Annotated in this window: 15 protein-coding genes; 6 read left to right on the forward strand and 9 right to left on the reverse strand. The window is 69.2% G+C overall.

Features of this window, described 5'->3' with window-relative positions:
• Positions 1–2 precede the first annotated feature (2 nt).
• Together cphA and gloA are read left to right on the forward strand one after the other, a co-directional pair.
• Positions 3–2,597 (forward strand): cyanophycin synthetase, encoded by a 2,595-nt coding sequence (gene cphA / locus JHD63_RS12440; RefSeq protein WP_198971060.1) that lies wholly within the window; start codon positions 3–5, stop codon positions 2,595–2,597.
• A gap of 120 nt (positions 2,598–2,717) precedes the next feature.
• Positions 2,718–3,266 (forward strand): lactoylglutathione lyase, encoded by a 549-nt coding sequence (gloA, locus tag JHD63_RS12445; RefSeq protein ID WP_198971061.1) that lies wholly within the window; start codon positions 2,718–2,720, stop codon positions 3,264–3,266.
• 63 nt (positions 3,267–3,329) lie between these two features.
• Here the strand turns inward: gloA and JHD63_RS12450 are convergent, their stop codons facing one another.
• From JHD63_RS12450 to JHD63_RS12470, 5 genes are read right to left on the reverse strand one after another with little or no spacing between them, the layout of a single operon-like run.
• A complete protein-coding gene (locus JHD63_RS12450; RefSeq protein WP_198971062.1) occupies positions 3,330–4,511 on the reverse strand; it encodes a CaiB/BaiF CoA transferase family protein in 1,182 nt (393 codons plus the stop codon).
• Between the two features lies 1 nt (position 4,512).
• Entirely contained in the window at positions 4,513–5,523 is a 1,011-nt protein-coding gene (locus tag JHD63_RS12455) for a Bug family tripartite tricarboxylate transporter substrate binding protein (RefSeq protein ID WP_198971063.1), read from the reverse strand.
• Positions 5,524–5,555: 32 nt separating this feature from the next.
• Positions 5,556–6,137 carry a fumarate hydratase C-terminal domain-containing protein gene (locus JHD63_RS12460; protein ID WP_198971064.1) on the reverse strand — a complete coding sequence of 194 codons (582 nt, stop codon included), beginning with the start codon at positions 6,135–6,137 and terminating at the stop codon, positions 5,556–5,558.
• Positions 6,138–6,153: 16 nt separating this feature from the next.
• Positions 6,154–6,996, reverse strand: a complete 843-nt coding sequence (locus tag JHD63_RS12465) for a fumarate hydratase (protein ID WP_198971065.1) — start codon at positions 6,994–6,996, stop codon at positions 6,154–6,156.
• 45 nt (positions 6,997–7,041) lie between these two features.
• Positions 7,042–8,025, reverse strand: a complete 984-nt coding sequence (locus JHD63_RS12470) for a Bug family tripartite tricarboxylate transporter substrate binding protein (RefSeq protein ID WP_233168041.1) — start codon at positions 8,023–8,025, stop codon at positions 7,042–7,044.
• Positions 8,026–8,193: 168 nt separating this feature from the next.
• On the opposite strand from JHD63_RS12470, the gene JHD63_RS12475 reads away from it, so the two are divergent.
• Positions 8,194–9,093, forward strand: coding sequence for a LysR family transcriptional regulator (locus JHD63_RS12475; protein WP_198971066.1), 900 nt, complete (start codon positions 8,194–8,196; stop codon positions 9,091–9,093).
• A gap of 61 nt (positions 9,094–9,154) precedes the next feature.
• On the opposite strand, the gene JHD63_RS12480 is transcribed toward JHD63_RS12475, so the two are convergent.
• The 3 genes from JHD63_RS12480 to JHD63_RS24025 are packed head-to-tail and all read right to left on the reverse strand — an operon-like array spanning position 9,155 to position 10,973.
• Positions 9,155–9,628 (reverse strand): CreA family protein, encoded by a 474-nt coding sequence (locus tag JHD63_RS12480; protein ID WP_198971067.1) that lies wholly within the window; start codon positions 9,626–9,628, stop codon positions 9,155–9,157.
• A complete protein-coding gene (locus tag JHD63_RS12485; RefSeq protein WP_233168044.1) occupies positions 9,625–9,957 on the reverse strand; it encodes a 2Fe-2S iron-sulfur cluster-binding protein in 333 nt (110 codons plus the stop codon). Before JHD63_RS12485 ends, JHD63_RS12480 begins: the two co-directional genes overlap by 4 nt.
• A gap of 8 nt (positions 9,958–9,965) precedes the next feature.
• Entirely contained in the window at positions 9,966–10,973 is a 1,008-nt protein-coding gene (locus tag JHD63_RS24025; protein WP_198971069.1) for a sensor histidine kinase, read from the reverse strand.
• A 233-nt stretch (positions 10,974–11,206) separates the two neighbouring features.
• Between JHD63_RS24025 and JHD63_RS12495 the strand changes: the two genes are divergently transcribed.
• Positions 11,207–11,770, forward strand: coding sequence for a porin family protein (locus tag JHD63_RS12495; RefSeq protein ID WP_233168050.1), 564 nt, complete (start codon positions 11,207–11,209; stop codon positions 11,768–11,770).
• Positions 11,771–11,923: 153 nt separating this feature from the next.
• Here JHD63_RS12495 and JHD63_RS12500 read toward each other — a convergent pair whose 3' ends face one another.
• Positions 11,924–14,020, reverse strand: coding sequence for an ATP-dependent helicase (locus JHD63_RS12500; RefSeq protein WP_233168046.1), 2,097 nt, complete (start codon positions 14,018–14,020; stop codon positions 11,924–11,926).
• A gap of 52 nt (positions 14,021–14,072) precedes the next feature.
• Between JHD63_RS12500 and JHD63_RS12505 the strand changes: the two genes are divergently transcribed.
• Together JHD63_RS12505 and JHD63_RS12510 are read left to right on the forward strand one after the other, a co-directional pair.
• Entirely contained in the window at positions 14,073–14,957 is an 885-nt protein-coding gene (locus tag JHD63_RS12505; RefSeq protein WP_198971071.1) for a DUF72 domain-containing protein, read from the forward strand.
• A 100-nt stretch (positions 14,958–15,057) separates the two neighbouring features.
• Positions 15,058–17,616, forward strand: a complete 2,559-nt coding sequence (locus JHD63_RS12510) for a hybrid sensor histidine kinase/response regulator (RefSeq protein ID WP_198971072.1) — start codon at positions 15,058–15,060, stop codon at positions 17,614–17,616.
• The last annotated feature ends 201 nt before the right edge of the window (positions 17,617–17,817 follow it).

Genomic DNA, 17,817 nt, shown 5'->3' on the forward strand with positions numbered 1-17,817 from the left:
CGATGGACATCTCCCGCATTCGCGCCCTGCGCGGCCCCAACCTCTGGAGCCGCCACACCTCGATCGAAGCCATCGTCCGCTGCAGCCCCGACGAATGCAACATCGCACAACTGCCCGGCTTCGAGCAGCGCGTGCGCGAACGCTTCCCCTCCATCGGCGCGCTGCGCCACGCGGGGCAGGCGGGCGAGGTCTCGCTGGCCTCGGTGCTGGGCACCGCGGCGCTCACGCTGCAGGCCCAGGCCGGCTGCCCGGTCACCTTCATGCGCGTGGCCCAGACGCCCGAGGCCGGCGTGCACCAGGTGGTGGTGCAGTACGGCGAGGAGACCGTGGGCCGCCGCGCCTTCGCCCTGGCGCAGGCGCTGATCGAGTCGGCCACGGCCGACTCCCCGTTCGACGTGCAGGCCGCCATCGCCGAGCTGCGCGACCTGGACGAATCCGAGCGCCTGGGCCCGAGCACCGGCTGCATCGTCGATGCCGCCGTGGCGCGCGGCATCCCCTACCGGCGCCTGACCCAGGGCAGCCTGGTGCAGTTCGGCTGGGGCTCGCGCCAGCGCCGCATCCAGGCGGCCGAGCTCGACAGCACCAGCGCCGTGTCCGAATCGATCGCCCAGGACAAGGACCTGACCAAGAAGCTGCTGCACGCCGCCGGCGTGCCGGTGCCGCTGGGCCGGCCGGTGCGCTCGGCCGAGGAGGGCTGGGCGGTGGCGCAGGAGATCGGCCTGCCGGTGGTGGTCAAGCCGCAGGACGGCAACCAGGGCAAGGGCGTGACCGTCAACCTGATGGACCGCGAGCACATGGACATCGCCTTCAAGGCCGCCGCCGAGTACGGCGACGTGATCGTCGAGCGCTTCCTGCCGGGCTATGACTTCCGCCTGCTGGTGGTCGGCGGCAAGATGGTGGCTGCCTCGCGCCGCGACCCGCCGCAGGTGATCGGCGACGGCGTGCACACCGTGCGCGAGCTGGTCGATGCGGTCAACCGCGACCCGCGCCGCGGCGACGGCCACGCCACCTCGCTGACCAAGATCCGCTTCGACGACATCGCCGTGCTGCGCCTGTCCACGCAGGGCCTCGGGCCCGACTCCATCCCGGCCACCGGCCAGCGCGTGATCCTGCGCAACAACGCCAACCTGTCCACCGGCGGCACCGCCACCGACGTGACCGACGACGTGCACCCCGAGGTCGCCGCGCGCGCCGTGGCCGCGGCGCAGATGGTGGGCCTGCACATCTGCGGCGTGGACGTGGTCTGCGAGACCGTGCTCAAGCCGCTGGAGGAGCAGAGCGGCGGCATCGTCGAGGTCAACGCCGCGCCCGGCCTGCGCATGCACACCTCGCCCTCCTACGGCAAGCCGCGCGCGGTGGGCGACGCCATGATCGACCAGCTGTTCGCGCCCGGCGACGACGGCCGCATCCCGGTGGTGGCCGTCACCGGCACCAACGGCAAGACCACGGTCACCCGGCTGATCGCGCACCTGGTCGCGGGCCGCGGCCTGCGCGTGGGCATGACCAACACCGACGGCGTCTACGTGGACGGCCGCCAGACCGACAGCGGCGACTGCAGCGGACCCAAGAGCGCGCGCAACGTGCTGCTGCACCCCGACGTGGACGCCGCCGTGTTCGAGGTGGCGCGCGGCGGCGTGCTGCGCGAGGGCCTGGGCTTCGACCGCTGCCAGGTGGCGGTGGTGACCAACATCGGCGCGGGCGACCACCTGGGCCTGAACTACATCACCACGGTGGAAGACCTGGCGGTGCTCAAGCGCGTGATCGTGCAGAACGTCGCGCCCGATGGCTACGCGGTGCTCAACGCGGCCGACCCGATCGTCGCCGCCATGGCCGGCACCTGCCCGGGCGACGTGATCTTCTTCGCCGCCGACCGCTTCAATCCGGTGATGGCCACGCACCGCGCGCAGGGCCGGCGCACCCTCTACGTCGACCAGGACCAGTTGGTGGCGGCCGAAGGCTCCTGGCGCGAGACGGTGTCGCTGCGCGACATTCCGCTCACGCGCCACGGCAGCATCCGCTTCCAGGTCGAGAACGCCATGGCCGCCGTGGCCGCCGCCTGGGCGCTGGGGCTGGGTTGGGACGTGATCCGCAACGGGCTGGCGAGCTTCGTCAACGACAGCAGCAACGCGCCCGGCCGCTTCAACGTGATGGACTACCGCGGCGCCACCGTCATCGCCGACTACGGCCACAACCCCGACGCCATGCGCGCCCTGGTGGCCGCCGTCGAGGCCATGCCGGCCAAGCGCCGGTCGGTCGTCATCAGCGGCGCGGGCGACCGGCGCGACGAGGACATCCGCGAGCAGACCGCGATCCTGGGCGAAGCCTTCGACGACGTCATCCTGTACCAGGACGCCGCCCAGCGCGGCCGCGCCGATGGAGAGGTGATGGCCCTGCTGCGCCAGGGCCTGGCCGGCGCCCCGCGCACCCGCCACGTCGAGGAAATCCGCGGCGAGTTCATCGCCATCGACACGGCACTGGCACGGCTGGAGCCGGGCGACCTGTGCCTGGTGCTGGTGGACCAGGTGGAAGAGGCGCTGGCGCATCTCGCCTCGCGCATCGGGCAGGCTGCGCCGATGCGCGAGCCATTTGCTACATAATGTATAGCATGTAGCCCAGGTAAATCCTGGGCTTGTTGCACTTTTCATCAAGAATCTGCCGACTGATTCACCACGTCCGACCATGTGGAATCACCGCGGGTATTTCCATCGCTCAACACCATGGCCTTCACCACCGAACACCATCCCGGCGTCGCCCCCGAGGCGCCGCCCGCCACGCGCGGCTTCGTGCTCAACCACAGCATGCTGCGCGTGAAGGACCCGGCCGTCTCGCTGGCCTTCTACACCCGCGTGCTGGGCATGCGCGTGCTGCGCAAGCTCGACTTCCCCGAGATGCAGTTCTCGCTCTACTTCCTGGCGCGCCCGGACGAGGCCGAGGCCGTGCCCGAGGACACCGGCGCGCGCACCGAATACACCTTCTCCCAGCGCGGCGTGCTGGAGCTGACCCACAACTGGGGCACCGAGAACGACCCGGCCTTCAAGTACCACGACGGCAACGCACAGCCGCAGGGCTTCGGCCACATCTGCTTCGCCGTGCCCGACCTGGCCGCAGCCGTGCAGTGGTTCGACGAGAACGGCGCGGTATTCAAGAAGCGCCCGGAGCAGGGCAGGATGAAGGACGTGGCCTTCATCCTGGATCCGGATGGGTACTGGATCGAGATCGTGCAGCCGTCGTTGAACCGGGCGCTGGGGGGTTCTCAGAACGCCTGACCGACGGTCAGCGTCACCGCTGGCCAGCGGTCGCCGGGCCGGCGGGGCGCACGGCCATGGCACTCAGATTTCCCGAGGGGCTTGCAAAGCGTCGATCTGCTCCGCGCTCCAGCCTAGTTCGGACAGGATCGCCACGTTGTGCTGTCCGACGGCGGGGATGGCGTCCATGCGGTAGTCGAATGCGCTGTTCACGCCGGGCGGCAGCAGCGCGGGCACATCGCCTGCCGGCGTTGCCACGTTGCGCCAGCGCTTGCGTGCCTGCAGTTGCGGATGCTCCCACAGGCCTGCCATGTCATTGACGCGCGCGTTGGCGATACCGGCATCGTCCAGCCGCTCGACCACCTGCACGACGGTGAGGCGAGCAAAGACGCCCACGATCAATGCATGCAGTTCAGCCCGGTTGGCGCTGCGCTTGATGTTGGCGTCGAAGCGCGCGTCGGTGGCGACCTCGGGGCGCCGCAGCACCTTGTCGCAGAACTCCTTCCACTCGCGCTCGTTCTGCAGCCCCAGCATCACGGTGCCGCCGTCGCCGGCCTGGAACGGGCCGTAGGGGTAGATGCTGGCGTGCGATGCGCCGGTGCGCGGCGGCGGGGGCGCGCCGTCGAAGGCGTAGTACATGGGGTAGCCCATCCATTCGCCCAAGGCTTCCAGCATGGACACGTCGATGTGGCTGCCCTCGCCCGTCCTGCCGCGCAGCAGCAGGGCCGAGAGGATGTTGGTGTAGGCGTACATGCCCGCGGCGATGTCGGCGACCGAGATGCCGGCCTTGGATGGCGCCTCGGGCATGCCGGTGATCGAGAGGAACCCGGTCTCGCTCTGGATCAGCAGGTCGTATGCCTTCTTGTCGCGGTAGGGGCCGTCGCGGCCATAGCCGCTGATGTCGCAGACGATGAGCCTGGCGTTGTGGATCTTGAGCGCTTCGTAGGACAGTCCCATGCGCGCTGCGGCGCCAGGCGCGAGGTTCTGCACCAGCACGTCGGCGGTCCTGAGCAGTTGCATCAAGGCCTGCCGGGCCGCGGGCTGCTTGACGTCCAGCGCCAGGCTCTCCTTGCTGCGGTTGATCCAGGTGAAGTGCGAGGACTGGCCCTGCACGCGCTGGTCGTAGCCGCGCGCGAAGTCACCGCCGCCGGGGCGCTCCACCTTGATCACACGCGCGCCCAGATCGGCGAGTTGGCGCGTGCAGAACGGCGCGGCCACCGCGTGCTCCAGCGAGACGACGGTGATGCCGTCGAGGGGTCGTGTCATGTCAATTGATCGTGGCGCCGGAGGTTTTCACGATGCGCGCCCACTTGACGAGGTCCTGCTGCAGGATGGCGGCGAACTCGGCCCCCATGACGGGCTTGTCAGGCGTGCCGGCCAGCTCCACGCCCTGCGCCTCCAGCTTGTCGCGCATCTCCTTGTCGGCCATGACCTGGCGCATGCCCTCCCGCAGGCGGCTCAGCACATCCTTGGGCACGCCGGCGGGCGCGAACAGGCCGATCCACAAGGTGCCGTTGTAGTCCGGCACGAATTCGGCCAGGGCGGGCACCTCCGGCAGCACGGGTGAGCGCTGCGCGCTGCTCACGGCCAGCGCGCGCAGCCTGCCCGACTTGATGTGCGACAGCGTGGACGGCAGGCTGCCGAACAGCAGCGGCAACTGCCCGCCCAGCACGTCGTTGAGCGCCGGTGCCACACCTTTGTACGGCACATGCTGGAGTTCGATGCCGGCCATCTGGTTCAGCATCTCGCCCAGCAGATGGTTGAGCGTGCCGTTGCCTGCGGAGGCGTACTGCAGTTCGCCCGGCCGCGACTTGGCCAGCGCCAGCAGCTCGGGCACGGTCCTGGCGGGAAACGAGGGATAGGCCAGCAGCACGTTGGGCACGGCGCCGATCAGGCTGATGGGCTCGAAGTCCGACACCGGGTCGAACCCCGGCGCCTTGTAGAGGGCGGGGTTGATGGCCTGGCTGCTGCTGATGGTCATGAGCAGCGTGTAGCCATCCTTCGGCGCCTTGGCCACGGCCTGCGTGCCGATGTTGCCGCCCGCGCCGGGACGGTTGTCCACCACGGCGCTGCCGCCCAGCTTGTCGGCCAACTTCTGGCTCACCACCCGGCCCACGATGTCATTGGTGCCGCCCGCGGCCTGGGGCACGATCATCACGATGGGACGGCTGGGGTAGGCGGATTCCGCAAAGGCCCGAGGCGCGACCATGCCTGCGGCCAGCAGAGCGCCCGCGCAGAGCAGGCAGCGGGAAACGGCGGTGAAACAAGCAGTGGACATGTGATCCATCTCCTGGAGAGAACTTGGCTGCATCAGCCCCGCTGGGGGGAGACGCCCCCGAGCAGGGCACGGTATTTTTCGACCTCTTTTGCGTACATGTCGCGCCCGTGGGCGTCATTGGTGACGAGCAGGGGAAAGTCCTGGATCTCAAGCCGCTGCACGGCTTCGGTCTTCAAGTCCTCGTAGCAAACCAGGGTGGCCGATTGGATGCAGGAAAACAAGGTGGCGGAGATTCCGCCGATCGCGGAAAAGCACACTGCCTTGTTCTTCTGACATGCCTCGCGCAATGCAGTCCCCCGGTTTCCTTTGCCGATAGCGCCACGCACACCGTGGTCGAACAGAACCGTGGCGTAGGGATCCATGCGATAGGCCGATGTGGGTGCCACCACGCCGATGACATGGCCGGGTTTCGCGGGGCCCGGGCCACCGTAGAACAGCACGTGGCCTTTCAAGTCGATGGGCAATGGCTGGCCTGCGGCCAGCGTGTCGATGAAGCGCTTGTGCGCGGCATCGCGCGCCATATAGATGGTCCCGGAAAGATAGGCCTCGTCGCCAGCATGCAAACCGAGGACGACTTCATCGGTCAACGGCGTGTGGATGTAGTGGGTCGCCATGAGTGCCTTCAGCCTTTCAGATGACAGCCGAAGCGCGGCGATTCGCATGGCATTGGATGTTCACTGCCACGGGCAGCGCAGTGATGTGGCACGCGTAAGTCTCGACCGCCACCCAAAGCGCCGTCGTGGATCCCCCATAGCCCTGCGGACCGATGCCCGTCCTGTTGATCGACTCCAGCAGTTCGGCCTCCAACTGCGCGATGTGGGGCAGCGGGTGATGCTGGCCGATGTCGCGCAGGATGGCCTGCTTTGCGATCGCCGTCACCTTATCGAAACTGCCCCCGATGCCCACGCCGATGGTCAAGGGAGGACACGCCGCGCCGCCCGCCGCCTCGATCGCGCCGAGAACGAACCGCTTGACGCCCTCGGCACCTTCTCCCGGCAGCAGGAATTTCATGGTGCTCCAGTTCTCGCTGCCTCCACCCTTGGGCAGCACGGTCACGCGAACCTGCGAGCCCGGAACGATGCCGGTATGCACCACGGCAGGCGTGTTGTCGTTGCTGTTCACGCGCAGCAGCGGGTCGGACACGACGGATTTGCGCATGTAGCCCTCTGCATAGCCCTTGCGAACACCCTCCTGCACGGCGGCCTCGTAGTCGCCTCCTCTCATGTGGACGTCCTGACCCACTTCGACGTACACCACCGTCAATCCGGTGTCGTGGCAATAGGACACATCGTTCTCTCGCGCAATCCGATCGTTCTCGATCAGTTTCATGAGAACGGTTCGGCCTTGTGGAGACACCTCCGTCTCAACAGCCCTTTGGAAGCCCTTTACCTGGCTGTCGGGCAACAGATGGCATGCCTCTATGCACAGGCGCGCCACTGTGTCGCGCAGCTGGTCGGTATGGATTTCACGCATCGTGGGCATTCCTCGCCTTCTTTCGTGTCCATTGCTCCATGGTCATCATTCGGCCGAGACCTGGGCTTCCTGAACGACCTTGCGCCAACGCGCGACTTCCTGGGACAAGTAGGCGTCGAACTGCTCGGGCGTGCGCTCCTCTGGCAAGGTCAATGCCTGCTTCCTCATCTGCTCCTGGAATGCCGGTGACTTGATCAAGGAGGTCGCTTCCTTATGGAGCAGGCGGACGATTTCTTGCGATACGCCTTTGGGAGCCACCAGGCCGAAGAACGCAACTGCCGATTGCGCCGGAAAGCCTGCTTCGGTCAAAGTAGGCACTTCCGGCAGATATTCGCTGCGCCTGGTATCCACAACGGCGACAGCCTTGATCTGCCCGGATTTCACACTGCCGATGACTGCGGGCAATGAATCCGCACTGGCATCGATCTGTCCACCGATCAGTGCGGTTTTCGATTCGGAACTGCCCTTGAACGGCACATGCACCATTGGAAACTGGAGTTCCTTTTTCAGCAGTTCCATCGTCAAGTGTTGCAGCGACCCGTTGCCCGCCGAGCCATAGGAGAGATCCTTGGCTAGCGCTTCCTTCACCAATGCCGGCAAGCTCGTCACACCTGACTGGTTCGACACCAGAATGACCTGCGGCGTGGAAGCCAGTTCGGCGATTCCCACGAAATCTCGCACGGGGTCGTAGGTCATGGTCCTGGCATAGAGGGCCGGAGCAATCGCGAAAGGGCCCGAACTGGTCAGCAGCAACGTGTATCCGTCCGGTTTGGCCCTTGCGACAGTCGCGGTTCCCAAACGCCCGCCGGTCCCGGGACGGTTGTCCACGATGAATGCCTGGCCGAGCCGACCCTGGAGTTCCTTGGCAACCAGCCTGGCGATGATGTCGCCCGTCTGCCCCGGTGCAAATGGCACTACCACGGTCACCGCTCGCTCCGGATACGCCGCATGGGCAGGCAGCGCCATGCCCACCATTAACGATACTGCCGTTGCCGCCACTCGCCAGGCGGTCTTGAGGTTCATCTTCATTGCTTGTCTCTTTCACGTTGGTGGAGGCACCACGGCCGGGCCCTCTTGCAGACATCTGGTTCGGCCCCATCATTGCGAGCCCACGCGGTTCCTACAATCACGAAGTTTGCAAGCCAGTGTTTCGTTTTTCCGAAACCTGGACCTGATTGGTAAAAACCCTGGCGCATCATGCAATTCGAACTCAGGGATCTGCGAATCTTTGTTTTGATAGCGCAATCTGGAAGCCTGACAAGGGCTTCCGAGCAATCTCACCTCTCGCTGGCGGCCATCAGCGCACGGGTGCGCGCACTGGAGGAGCAGGCCGGCATACCTTTGCTGATTCGAGAGGCTCGCGGCGTGCGGCTGTCGCCGCCGGGCGAGGCGTTCCTGCACCACGCCCGGGCGATGCTGCAGCAGTCGCGCCAGCTCCAGGCCGATCTGGAGGAATACGGCGCGGGCCTGCGCGGTCACCTGCGCGTGTTCGCCAATACCACGGCGGTGACGGACTTCCTGCCTGACATCCTGCCGGCCTACCTCATGGCGCACCCGCATATCAGCGTGGACCTGCAGGAGCGCCCCAACGCGCGCATCGCCGACGACATCCGCGAGGGCCGGGCCGATCTGGGCATCATCGCCGGAGAGGTGGATACGCACGGCCTCACCAGCCTGCACTTCAGCACAGACCGGCTGGTGCTCGTCACGCCGTCCACGGAGGCCTGGCGCGCGCTGGGCGAGGCGGCTTTTGCCGACGTGCTGCACGAGCGCTTCGTGGGCATGCACCGCGGCAGCACGCTGCAGACCTTCCTCGAAGGCGTGGCCCAGCAACTGGGTGCCACGATGAAGCTGCGCATCCAGCTCGCGAGCTTCGATGCCATGTGCCGCATGGTGGCGGCCGGCGTGGGCATCGCGGTGGTGCCTGAAAGCGGCGCCCGGCGCTACGCCGCCGGCGCACAGGTGCACCAGATCCGCCTGCGTGACGCCTGGGCCGTGCGGCCGCGCTACATGCTGGTGCGCACGCTGCAGGGGCTGCCCGCCCACGTGCAGTCGCTGATGGCGGCGGTGCAGGCGCACTACGCGCCGGCCCACTGAAAGGCTGAACACCTGCGCCCGCGCGCTGCGCACGAAGCGATTCAAGCCGGCGCGCGCAGCGCTACTTCACCGGAATCACCACGTCCGGCCCGACCTCGACCACCGCCACCGCATTCTGCGGCGAGCCCTCGATCACGCGGTCGGAGTAGGTCAGGTAGACCAGGGTGTTGCGCCTGCTGTCCACCATGCGCACCACGCGCAGCCGCTTGAACAGCAGCGACATGCGCTCGGAGAACACCTCCTCCTGCGCCGGCAGCGGCTTGCCGGTGAAGCGGATCGGGCCGACCTGGCGGCAGGCGATGGCGGCCTCGGCCCGGTCCTCGGCCACGCCCAGCGCGCCCTTGATGCCGCCGGTCCTGGCGCGCGAGACGTAGCAGGTCACGCCCTGCACCTTCGGGTCGTCATAGGCCTCGACCACGATCTTGTGGTCCGGGCCGATCAGCTTGAAGACGGTGTCGACCTCGCCGATGGTCTCGGCGCGCGCGGCGCCCAGCAGCAAGGTCAGCAGGAGAAGTGCCAATGGTCGTTTCGTCATGCCATGCCTTTCGAAGGAGGATCAAGGGAAGTTTCGCCCACCCGCAGCGCCCCGGGCGCCAGCAGCGTCACGTCGGCCATGGCGTGCGCCACGCAGGGCAGGCAATAGCCCTCGCGCCTTTCGTCCACGCTCAGGCCGGGCCAGGGGATCTCGTAGCGCACCGCGCCGGCCGGCATCAGGCAGATGCAGGCGCGGCAGGTGCCGTTGCGGCAGGAGCTGGGCAGCTCGATGCCGGCGAAGGCCGCGGCCTCCAGCAGCGTGAGCTGGCCCGGCGCTTCGGTGGTCCAGCCGTGGGGGTCGATGCGCAGTCGCGGGGTGGCGGATGACATGCCGTCGATCATGGCACGCCGGCCTCGGCCAGAGGCAGGCGCAGCGTGACCTGCAGTCCCGGGCCATGGGAGCAGTCGCCCAGCGCGATGTGGCCGCCGCATTTCTCCACCACTGCCTTGACGATGCCCAGCCCCAGGCCGCTGCCGGTCTGCGTCTGGTCCGGGTCGCGGAAGAAGCGGTCGAACACGCGCTCGCGCAAGGCCGGGGCGATGCCCGGTCCATGGTCAGCCACCGTGAGCATCGCGTGCGCGTCCGTGCGCTGCAGGCGCACCTGCACGGTGCTGCCCGGCGGGCCGTACTTGCTGGCGTTGTCGATCAGGTTGTCGACCATGGACATCAGGTCCTCGCGCTCGCCGCGCACCCGCAGGCCGGGGGCATCGACCTCCAGTGACAGTTCGGCCAGGCGCTCCTGCACCAGCGTATCCAGTGCCAGCATTTCTCCCGCGGCGGCACTGGCCTGGGCGTTGCTGCGCATCAAACGCAGCAACTGGCCCACCAGGCGGGCAGCGCGGTCGCTGGCGCGCAGGATGCCGCCGAGCAGTTCGCTCTGGCGCGCATTGATGCCCTGCTGCGCCTGCAGGGCTTCCACGTTGATGCGCATGGCCGCAATCGGCGTGCGCAGCTCGTGCGCGGCGTCGGCGATGAAACGCCGCTCGCGCTCCCCGCTCTCGCGCAGGCGCCGCATCAGCGCGTTGATGCTGCGCACCAGCGGCCGCAGTTCCTCATGGCGCGGCTCGAACGCGAGCGGCCGCAGGTCCTGCGGGCCACGCGCCGCGATCTCCCGCACCACCGCGCGCCAGGGCCGCAGCGCCAGCCGGATCGACAGCCACGCGGGCAGCAGCAGGAACGGGATGCTGATGATCAGCGGCAGGGCGTAGTAGCCGCGCGAGCTGAAGGTGAGGATCAAATGCATGGCGTCGGCCGGCATCACGAGTGCCACGCGGGTGTCGGAGCTGCGCGAATGCCGTGCGCTGGCGCGCCAGTGGCGGCCCTGCACGGACAGTTTCTCGACCACGTCGGGGCCGGGTTTTGCGAATGCCCTCGGGCACGTCCCCGGACTTGTACACGAGCCGCGCGCCTTGCCAGACCAGCAGGCTGGGCGCCATGGCCGGGTCATCACGGTCGCCCAGGCTCTCGCGCAGCGCCAGTTCCATGGCGCGCAGGCTGGCGTGCTGCTGCTGGTCCGCCAGAGTGTCGGCCACCGTGATGATGGCGTCGTAGGTCACCACCGCACTTGCCGCCCTGCTGCTGGGCAACGCTGCGGCCGGCGCCTACGCGGCCGAGCCGGCCCAGGACAGCCCGTTCTACCTGGGCGCTGCCATGGGCGCCTCAAGCTTCAGCGTACTGTCGCCCAGCGCGCCCGTGCCGGCGGGCCGCGACAAAGGCGACAAAAGCGGCACCGCCTTCAAACTCTACGGCGGCTACCGCCTCACCGAGCACTTCGGCGTCGAAGCCGGTTACGCGCGCCTGGGCCGGCTCAGCCAATGGACCTCGGTCAATGGCCAGCCTGCGTTGCAAAGCGGCTCTGGCCGGGCGCTCTATGCTGCGGCTACTGCCCGCGTGCCTGTCGGCGACGCTTTTGCGCTGAACGGCCGCCTCGGGCTGGCGCGCGGCAAGGTGAGCGGCGACGAGAGTCTGGTGCCGGCCGGCCAGCGGATCGCCGGCAGCGGCACCGGCGTCATGCTGGGCTTTGGCGCCGACTACCGGCTGACCAGGACCATCGCGCTGAAGGCGGATTTCGACTACTTCGGCAAGCTGTCGAAGCATACGAAAGGCGGCATGCTGACGCTCGGCGTGCGGGCCGATTTCTGAGAGGCCGCACGAGAAGCCGATGGCCAGCATTGCCGTCTTTCAAGCTGCCGATCCCGCGGGCCTTCATGGCAGCGGGTCTGCACGGGTCCGGGCTCAGGCGGCGGCCCTCCGGCGGCCTGCTCGTGCCGCCGTTCCTGTGAGGCGCATGGCGCGTCAGTCCCAGGCCGCGCGGGAGCGCTCGCGCACGCCGACCGGCAGGCGCGGCGCGGCGCGCGCGGCCGGCCCGGCGGGGTCGGGCGGCGGCCAGAACACCTGGTCGTAGTCGAGCAGGTCGCGCTCGGTGATGAAGCGCGTGCGCGCCGCGTACAGGTGCCGGTCTCCGCGCGCGGCCTGCTGCGTGACGTAGAAGCGGTGCGGCACCAGCAGGTGCAGGTGTTCGCGGGCGCGGGTCATGGCGACGTAGAGCAGGCGGCGCTCCTCCTCGACGTCGGCGCTGCTGCCGGTGGCCATGTCGGACGGAATGCAGCCATCGACCACGTTGAGCACCGAGACGGAGGCCCATTCCTGCCCCTTGGCCGAGTGGATGGTGGAGAGGATGAGGTAGTCCTCGTCCAGATGCGGCACGCCCGACTGGTCGCTGCTGGCCTCGGGCGGATCGAGCGTGAGTTCGGCCAGGAAGCGCTCGCGCGAGGGGTAGCCCGCGCCCAGGCGCACCAGTTGCTCCAGGTCGGCACGGCGCGGGGCGGCGTCGTCGTGCAGGCGCTCGAGGTGTGGCAGGTACCAGGCCAGGGCCTGCTCCAGATCGCCGGGCCAAGCCTGCTGCTGTGGATCGCGCAGGGCCGCGTACAGCGCAGCGAAGGCGGGCCAGTCGCCGGCCATCGCGGCATTCGGCTTGAAGGCGGCCACCGCGGCGGCCGGATCAGCAGCGGCATCCATGCCATCGAGGATGCGCGCGGCGGTGGCCGGGCCCAGGCCGGGCATCAGCTGCAGCACCCGGAAACCGGCGAGCCGGCCGCGCGGGTTCTGCGCGAAGCGCAGCACGGCCAGCAGATCCTTCACGTGCGCGGCCTCCAGGAACTTGAGCCCGCCGAACTTCACGAAGGGGATGTTGCGCCGCGCCAACTCCAGCTCGACCGCGGCGCTGTGGTCGGCGGCGCGGAACAGCACCGCCTGCGCGGTGAGCTTGAGGCCGCCTTCGCGCAGCGCCAGCGCACGTTCGGCCACCCAGCGCGCCTGCTGCGCTTCGTCGGGCACCACCACCAGCTGGCCGCGGCGCTTGCCGGGGCGGTCGGTCCAGAGCCGCTTGGCATGGCCTTCGGTGGCGCGGCCGATGACGGCGTTGGAGACGTCGAGGATGGGCTGCAGCGAGCGGTAGTTGCGGTCCAGCGTGACGATGCGCGCGGGCGGCGTGAACTGACCGGGAAAGTCCAGGATGTTGCGCACCGTGGCGCCGCGGAAGGAATAGATCGACTGCGCGTCATCGCCCACCACGGTCAGCCCGCGCCCTTCGGGCTTGATGCCCAGCAGGATGGACGCCTGCAGCCGGTTGGTGTCCTGGTACTCGTCCACCAGGATGTGGTCGAAGCGCTCGGACAGCGCCTGTGCCAGCCCGGCGTCGGCCGCCATGTCGGACCAGAACAGCAGCAGGTCGTCGTAGTCGACCACGTTCTGCTGCTGCTTGGCGGCCACGTAGGCACCGAACAGGCGCTTCAATTCCACCTCCCATTCGGCGCACCAGGGGAATGCGGTCTTCAGCACCTCGGCCAGCGACGCGCAGGTGTTGACGCAGCGCGAGTAGATCGACAGGCAGGTGCCCTTCATGGGAAAGCGCCGGGTGCCGGACGACAGGCCCAGCTCGTGCCGCACCATGCCCATCAGGTCCTCGGCGTCGCCGCGGTCGTGGATGGTGAAGCTCTCGTCCAGGCCGATCTGCGCCGCATATTCGCGCAGCAGCCGCGCGCCGATGCCGTGGAAGGTGCCGGCCCAGGGCAGCGAGGGCGGCGATGCCGCGCCCAGGTTCAACACCCGCGCCAGCACCTGGCCCACGCGCCGCTCCATCTCGGCTGCCGCGCGGCGCGAGAAGGTCAGCAGCAGGATGCGCTGCGGGTCGGCACCGTGCAGCACCAGGTTGGCCACCCGGTGCGCCAGCGCCATGGTCTTGCCGGAGCCGGCACCGGCCAGCACCAGCAGCGGCCCGGCGGACGCGGCGCTGCCAGCCTCCAGGCCATGCCAGACGGCCTCGCGCTGGCGCTCGTTGAGGGCGGCGAAGGCGGCCTGGGCGGCCTCGGAAAGCGGTGGTTGCGGGGTCATGGACACGGGGGCACACTGTATGCGCATCCAGATTCTCGCATCTCCCCTGACCATGTCCCTGCTTGTCGGCACCGCCTCCTGGACCGATCCCACGCTGATCGCCTGCGGCCGCTTCTACCCGCCCGGGGTGCATACGCCGGAAGCACGGCTGCGCCACTACGCCGCGCAGTTCCCCATGGTCGAAGTGGACTCCAGCTACTACGCCCTGCCCTCGGTGCGCAACGCGCGGCTGTGGGCCGAGCGGACGCCGCCGGGCTTCGTGTTCGACCTGAAGGCGTTCCGGCTCTTCACCGGCCACGGCGCGCTGCCGGCCGCATTGCCGGCAGACCTGCGCGCAGCCCTGTCCGACCCGGCCGCGCCTTTGGGCTACCGCGCCCTGCCGGGCGAGGTGCGCGACGAGCTGTGGCACCGCTTCCGGCAGGCGCTGCTGCCGCTGCACGCGGCGGGCAAGCTGGGCGCGGTGCTGTTCCAGTTCCCGCCCTGGGTGCAGGCCGGGCGCCGCAGCGAGGCGCTGGTGGAAGATCGCATCGACCGCATGGCCGCAGCGCCGGTGGCGGTGGAGTTCCGGCACCGCAGCTGGTTCGAGGACGGCCAGCGCGCCCGCACGCTGGCGCTGCTGCGCGCGCTGGGCGCGGCCCACGTGGTGGTGGACAGCCCGCCGGACTTTGCCAACGCCGTGCCCGCGGTCTGGGAGGCCACGCGCACGGACCTGGCCCTGGTGCGCCTGCACGGCCGCAACGCCGCGACCTGGAACAGGCCCGCGCACCGTGCCTCGTCGGGCCGCTTCCAGTACGCATATTCGGAGGCCGAGCTGGCAGCGCTGCTGCCGCAGCTGCGCCGGCTCGAGGACTCGGTGGCGCAGGTGCACGTGGTGTTCAACACCAACCACGAGGACCAGGGGCAGAACAATGCGCGGAGGCTGCTTGGCCTGCTGTGAGCCTCCGGTTGCAGATGGCGGCAGCCGCGGCGGACATGGCTGCAATAATTCCCCACCTGCCTGTTCCTCCACACCGGGCCCAGACCTGCATTTGACCGCCTTGGAAGACAAGCCCCCCACCCTCTCCGACGCCGGCCTCGATCCGTCAGCCTGCCTGAATTTCCTGAACGGCGGCGGCGCCCTGGGCGAGCTGATGCGCAGCCACGACTGGTCCCGGACTCCGCTGGGACAGCCCGCGCAGTGGCCCGACGCCTTGCGCGCCACGGTCGAGGTCATGCTGACGGTGCGTGAACCGCGCTTCATCGTCTGGGGCCCCGCGCGTACGCTGGTCTACAACGACGGCTATGCGCCGCTGTGCGGCAGCAAGCACCCCTGGGCGCTGGGCAAGCCCTGCGCCCAGGTGTGGGCTGGCACGCCGGAGGACATGGGCCCGGTGCTGGACCGCTGCTACGCCGGCGAGACGGTGCACATGGACGACGTGCGCTTCACCATGCAGGACCGCCACGGCTACCCGGCGGAATCGCACTTCTCCTTCTCCTACGTGCCGATCCACGACCGCGAGGGCTGCGTGGCCGGCGTGGTCTGCATCTGCGCGGAGACCACGGGCAAGATCTTCACCGAGCGCCTGCTGGCGTTCCAGTTGCAGTTGGGCGACCGGCTGCGCCTGCTGACCGACCCGGACGCGGTCAAGCGCCTGGCCTCCGAGCTGCTGGCCACGCAGTTGCAGATCTCCCAGGTCGGCTATGCCGAACTGGACCGCGCCAACGTCCCGGCGCGCATCACCGCGGCCTTCTCCGGCGAGCGCGGCGCGGAGCGGGAAGGCCGCCGCGAGACCATCGCCGGCTCGCCCCGCCTGCTGGCCGAGCTGAGCGCCGAGCGGGCCGTGGTGATCCACGACGTGCAGCAGCCGGGCCATCCCTTCCACGAGGACATCGCCGCCTTCTGCGCCGGGCAGGGCATCCGCGCCCTGGCCCTGGTGCCGCTGGTCAAGCATGACAGCCTGGTGGCCTACCTGTTCCTGGCGCACAACGAGCCGCGCCGCTGGGCGCTGCAGGAGATCGAGCTGGCGCAGGACGTGGCCGAGCGCGTCTGGGCCGCGGTGGAGCGCACCTCGGCCGAGCACCAGCTGCGCCAGACGCGCGAGCGGCTGGCCTCCACGCTGGAGGCCGCCAACATCGCCACCTGGGATTACGACATCGTCAACGACCGGGTGCTGCCCGACCTGAACATGGCCGCGCTGTTCGGCGTGCCGGACGAGGAGGTCAACGCCGGCATGTCGCTGGAGAGCTTCCTGCGCGGCAGCCATGACGACGACCGCGACCGGGTGCGCGCCTCGTTCCGCGCCGCCTGCGCCACCGGCAGCGACTGGCAGGCCGAGTACCGCATCGCACCGCCCGCCGGCGGCTACCGCTGGATCATCGCGCGCGCGCGCATCGAGCGCGACGGCACCGGCCGCGCCACGCACATGCCCGGCGTGCTGGTGGACATCACCGACCGCAAGAGCGCCGAGGAGGCGCTGCGCGAGGCCGACCGGCGCAAGGACGAGTTCCTCGCCACGCTGGCGCACGAGCTGCGCAACCCGCTGGCGCCGATCCGCAGCGCCGCGCGCATCTCCAGCGACCCGGCCGCCACCATGCAGCAACTGCGCTGGAGCCACGAGGTGATCGAGCGCCAGGTGCGCCACATGGCCCTGCTGCTGGACGACCTGCTGGACGTCTCGCGCATCACGCGCGGCATCCTGGAAGTGCGGCGCGAATGGATCGGCCTGCCCGTGATCGTCGAGGCCGCGCTGGAGACCGCGCGCCCGCTCATGGAGGCGCGCCGCCATACGCTGGAGGTGGACCTGGGCGACGTGCCGATCCGCGTGCTGGCCGACCCGCTGCGCATGGCCCAGGCGCTGTCCAACCTGCTGACCAACGCCGCCAAGTACACCGACCCGCACGGGCGCATCCTGCTCATCGCGCGGCTGTCCAACGGCATGCTGGAGCTGCGCGTGCGCGACAACGGCATCGGCCTGCCGCGCGACGCGCTGCAGCGCATCTTCAACATGTTCTCGCAGGTCGAGTCGGCACTCGACCGTTCCGAGGGCGGGCTGGGCATCGGCCTGGCGCTGGTCAAGGGCCTGGTGGAACTGCACGGCGGCACGGTGGACGCCAGCAGCGCCGGCCCGGGCCAGGGCAGCGAATTCGTGCTGCGCATCCCCGACGCGCAGCGCGTGGAGCTGGCCGAAGCGCCCGCCGCCGAGGCGCCCGAGGCGCCCGAGCTCGCCACCACCCGCCGCATCGTGCTGGCCGACGACAACGAGGACGGCGCCACCACCCTGGCCTCGCTGCTGGAGCTCGACGGCCACGAGGTGCGCGTCGCCTACGACGGCCCGGCCGCGCTGGAGCTGGTGCAGCGCTACCAGCCCGAAGTCGCCTTCCTCGACATCGGCATGCCCGGCCTCAACGGCTACGAGGTGGCGCGCCGCCTGCGCGAGGACGCCGGCGACGGCCCGCGCCCGGTGCTGGTGGCGCTCACCGGCTGGGGCGGCGCCGAAGACCGAAAGCGCGCGCTGCAGGCCGGCTTCGACCACCACCTGACCAAGCCGGTGGACCCGGACGCGATCACGGCCATCCTGACGCACATGCCAGCACCCGGCAGGCCGTCGCCACTATGAAATTCGTAGCTGAAAGCCCTGGCAGGCTCCTGCTTTCAGACATTCAACACACTGCAACCCAGAAGATGCCTGGGCAGGGCAATCGCATCTAAATCCAAGCGAAACTAAAGCGCTGAAACAACCCTTCTAGCGCAGCCCCGATGAACCTACTGCACCACCTGCAGAGCATCTCCGACCCCCGAAGCCACCGCACGCGTCGCC

Origin of the sequence: Xylophilus sp. ASV27, assembly GCF_016428875.1 — a bacterium.
Taxonomy (GTDB): Bacteria; Pseudomonadota; Gammaproteobacteria; order Burkholderiales; family Burkholderiaceae_C; genus Xylophilus.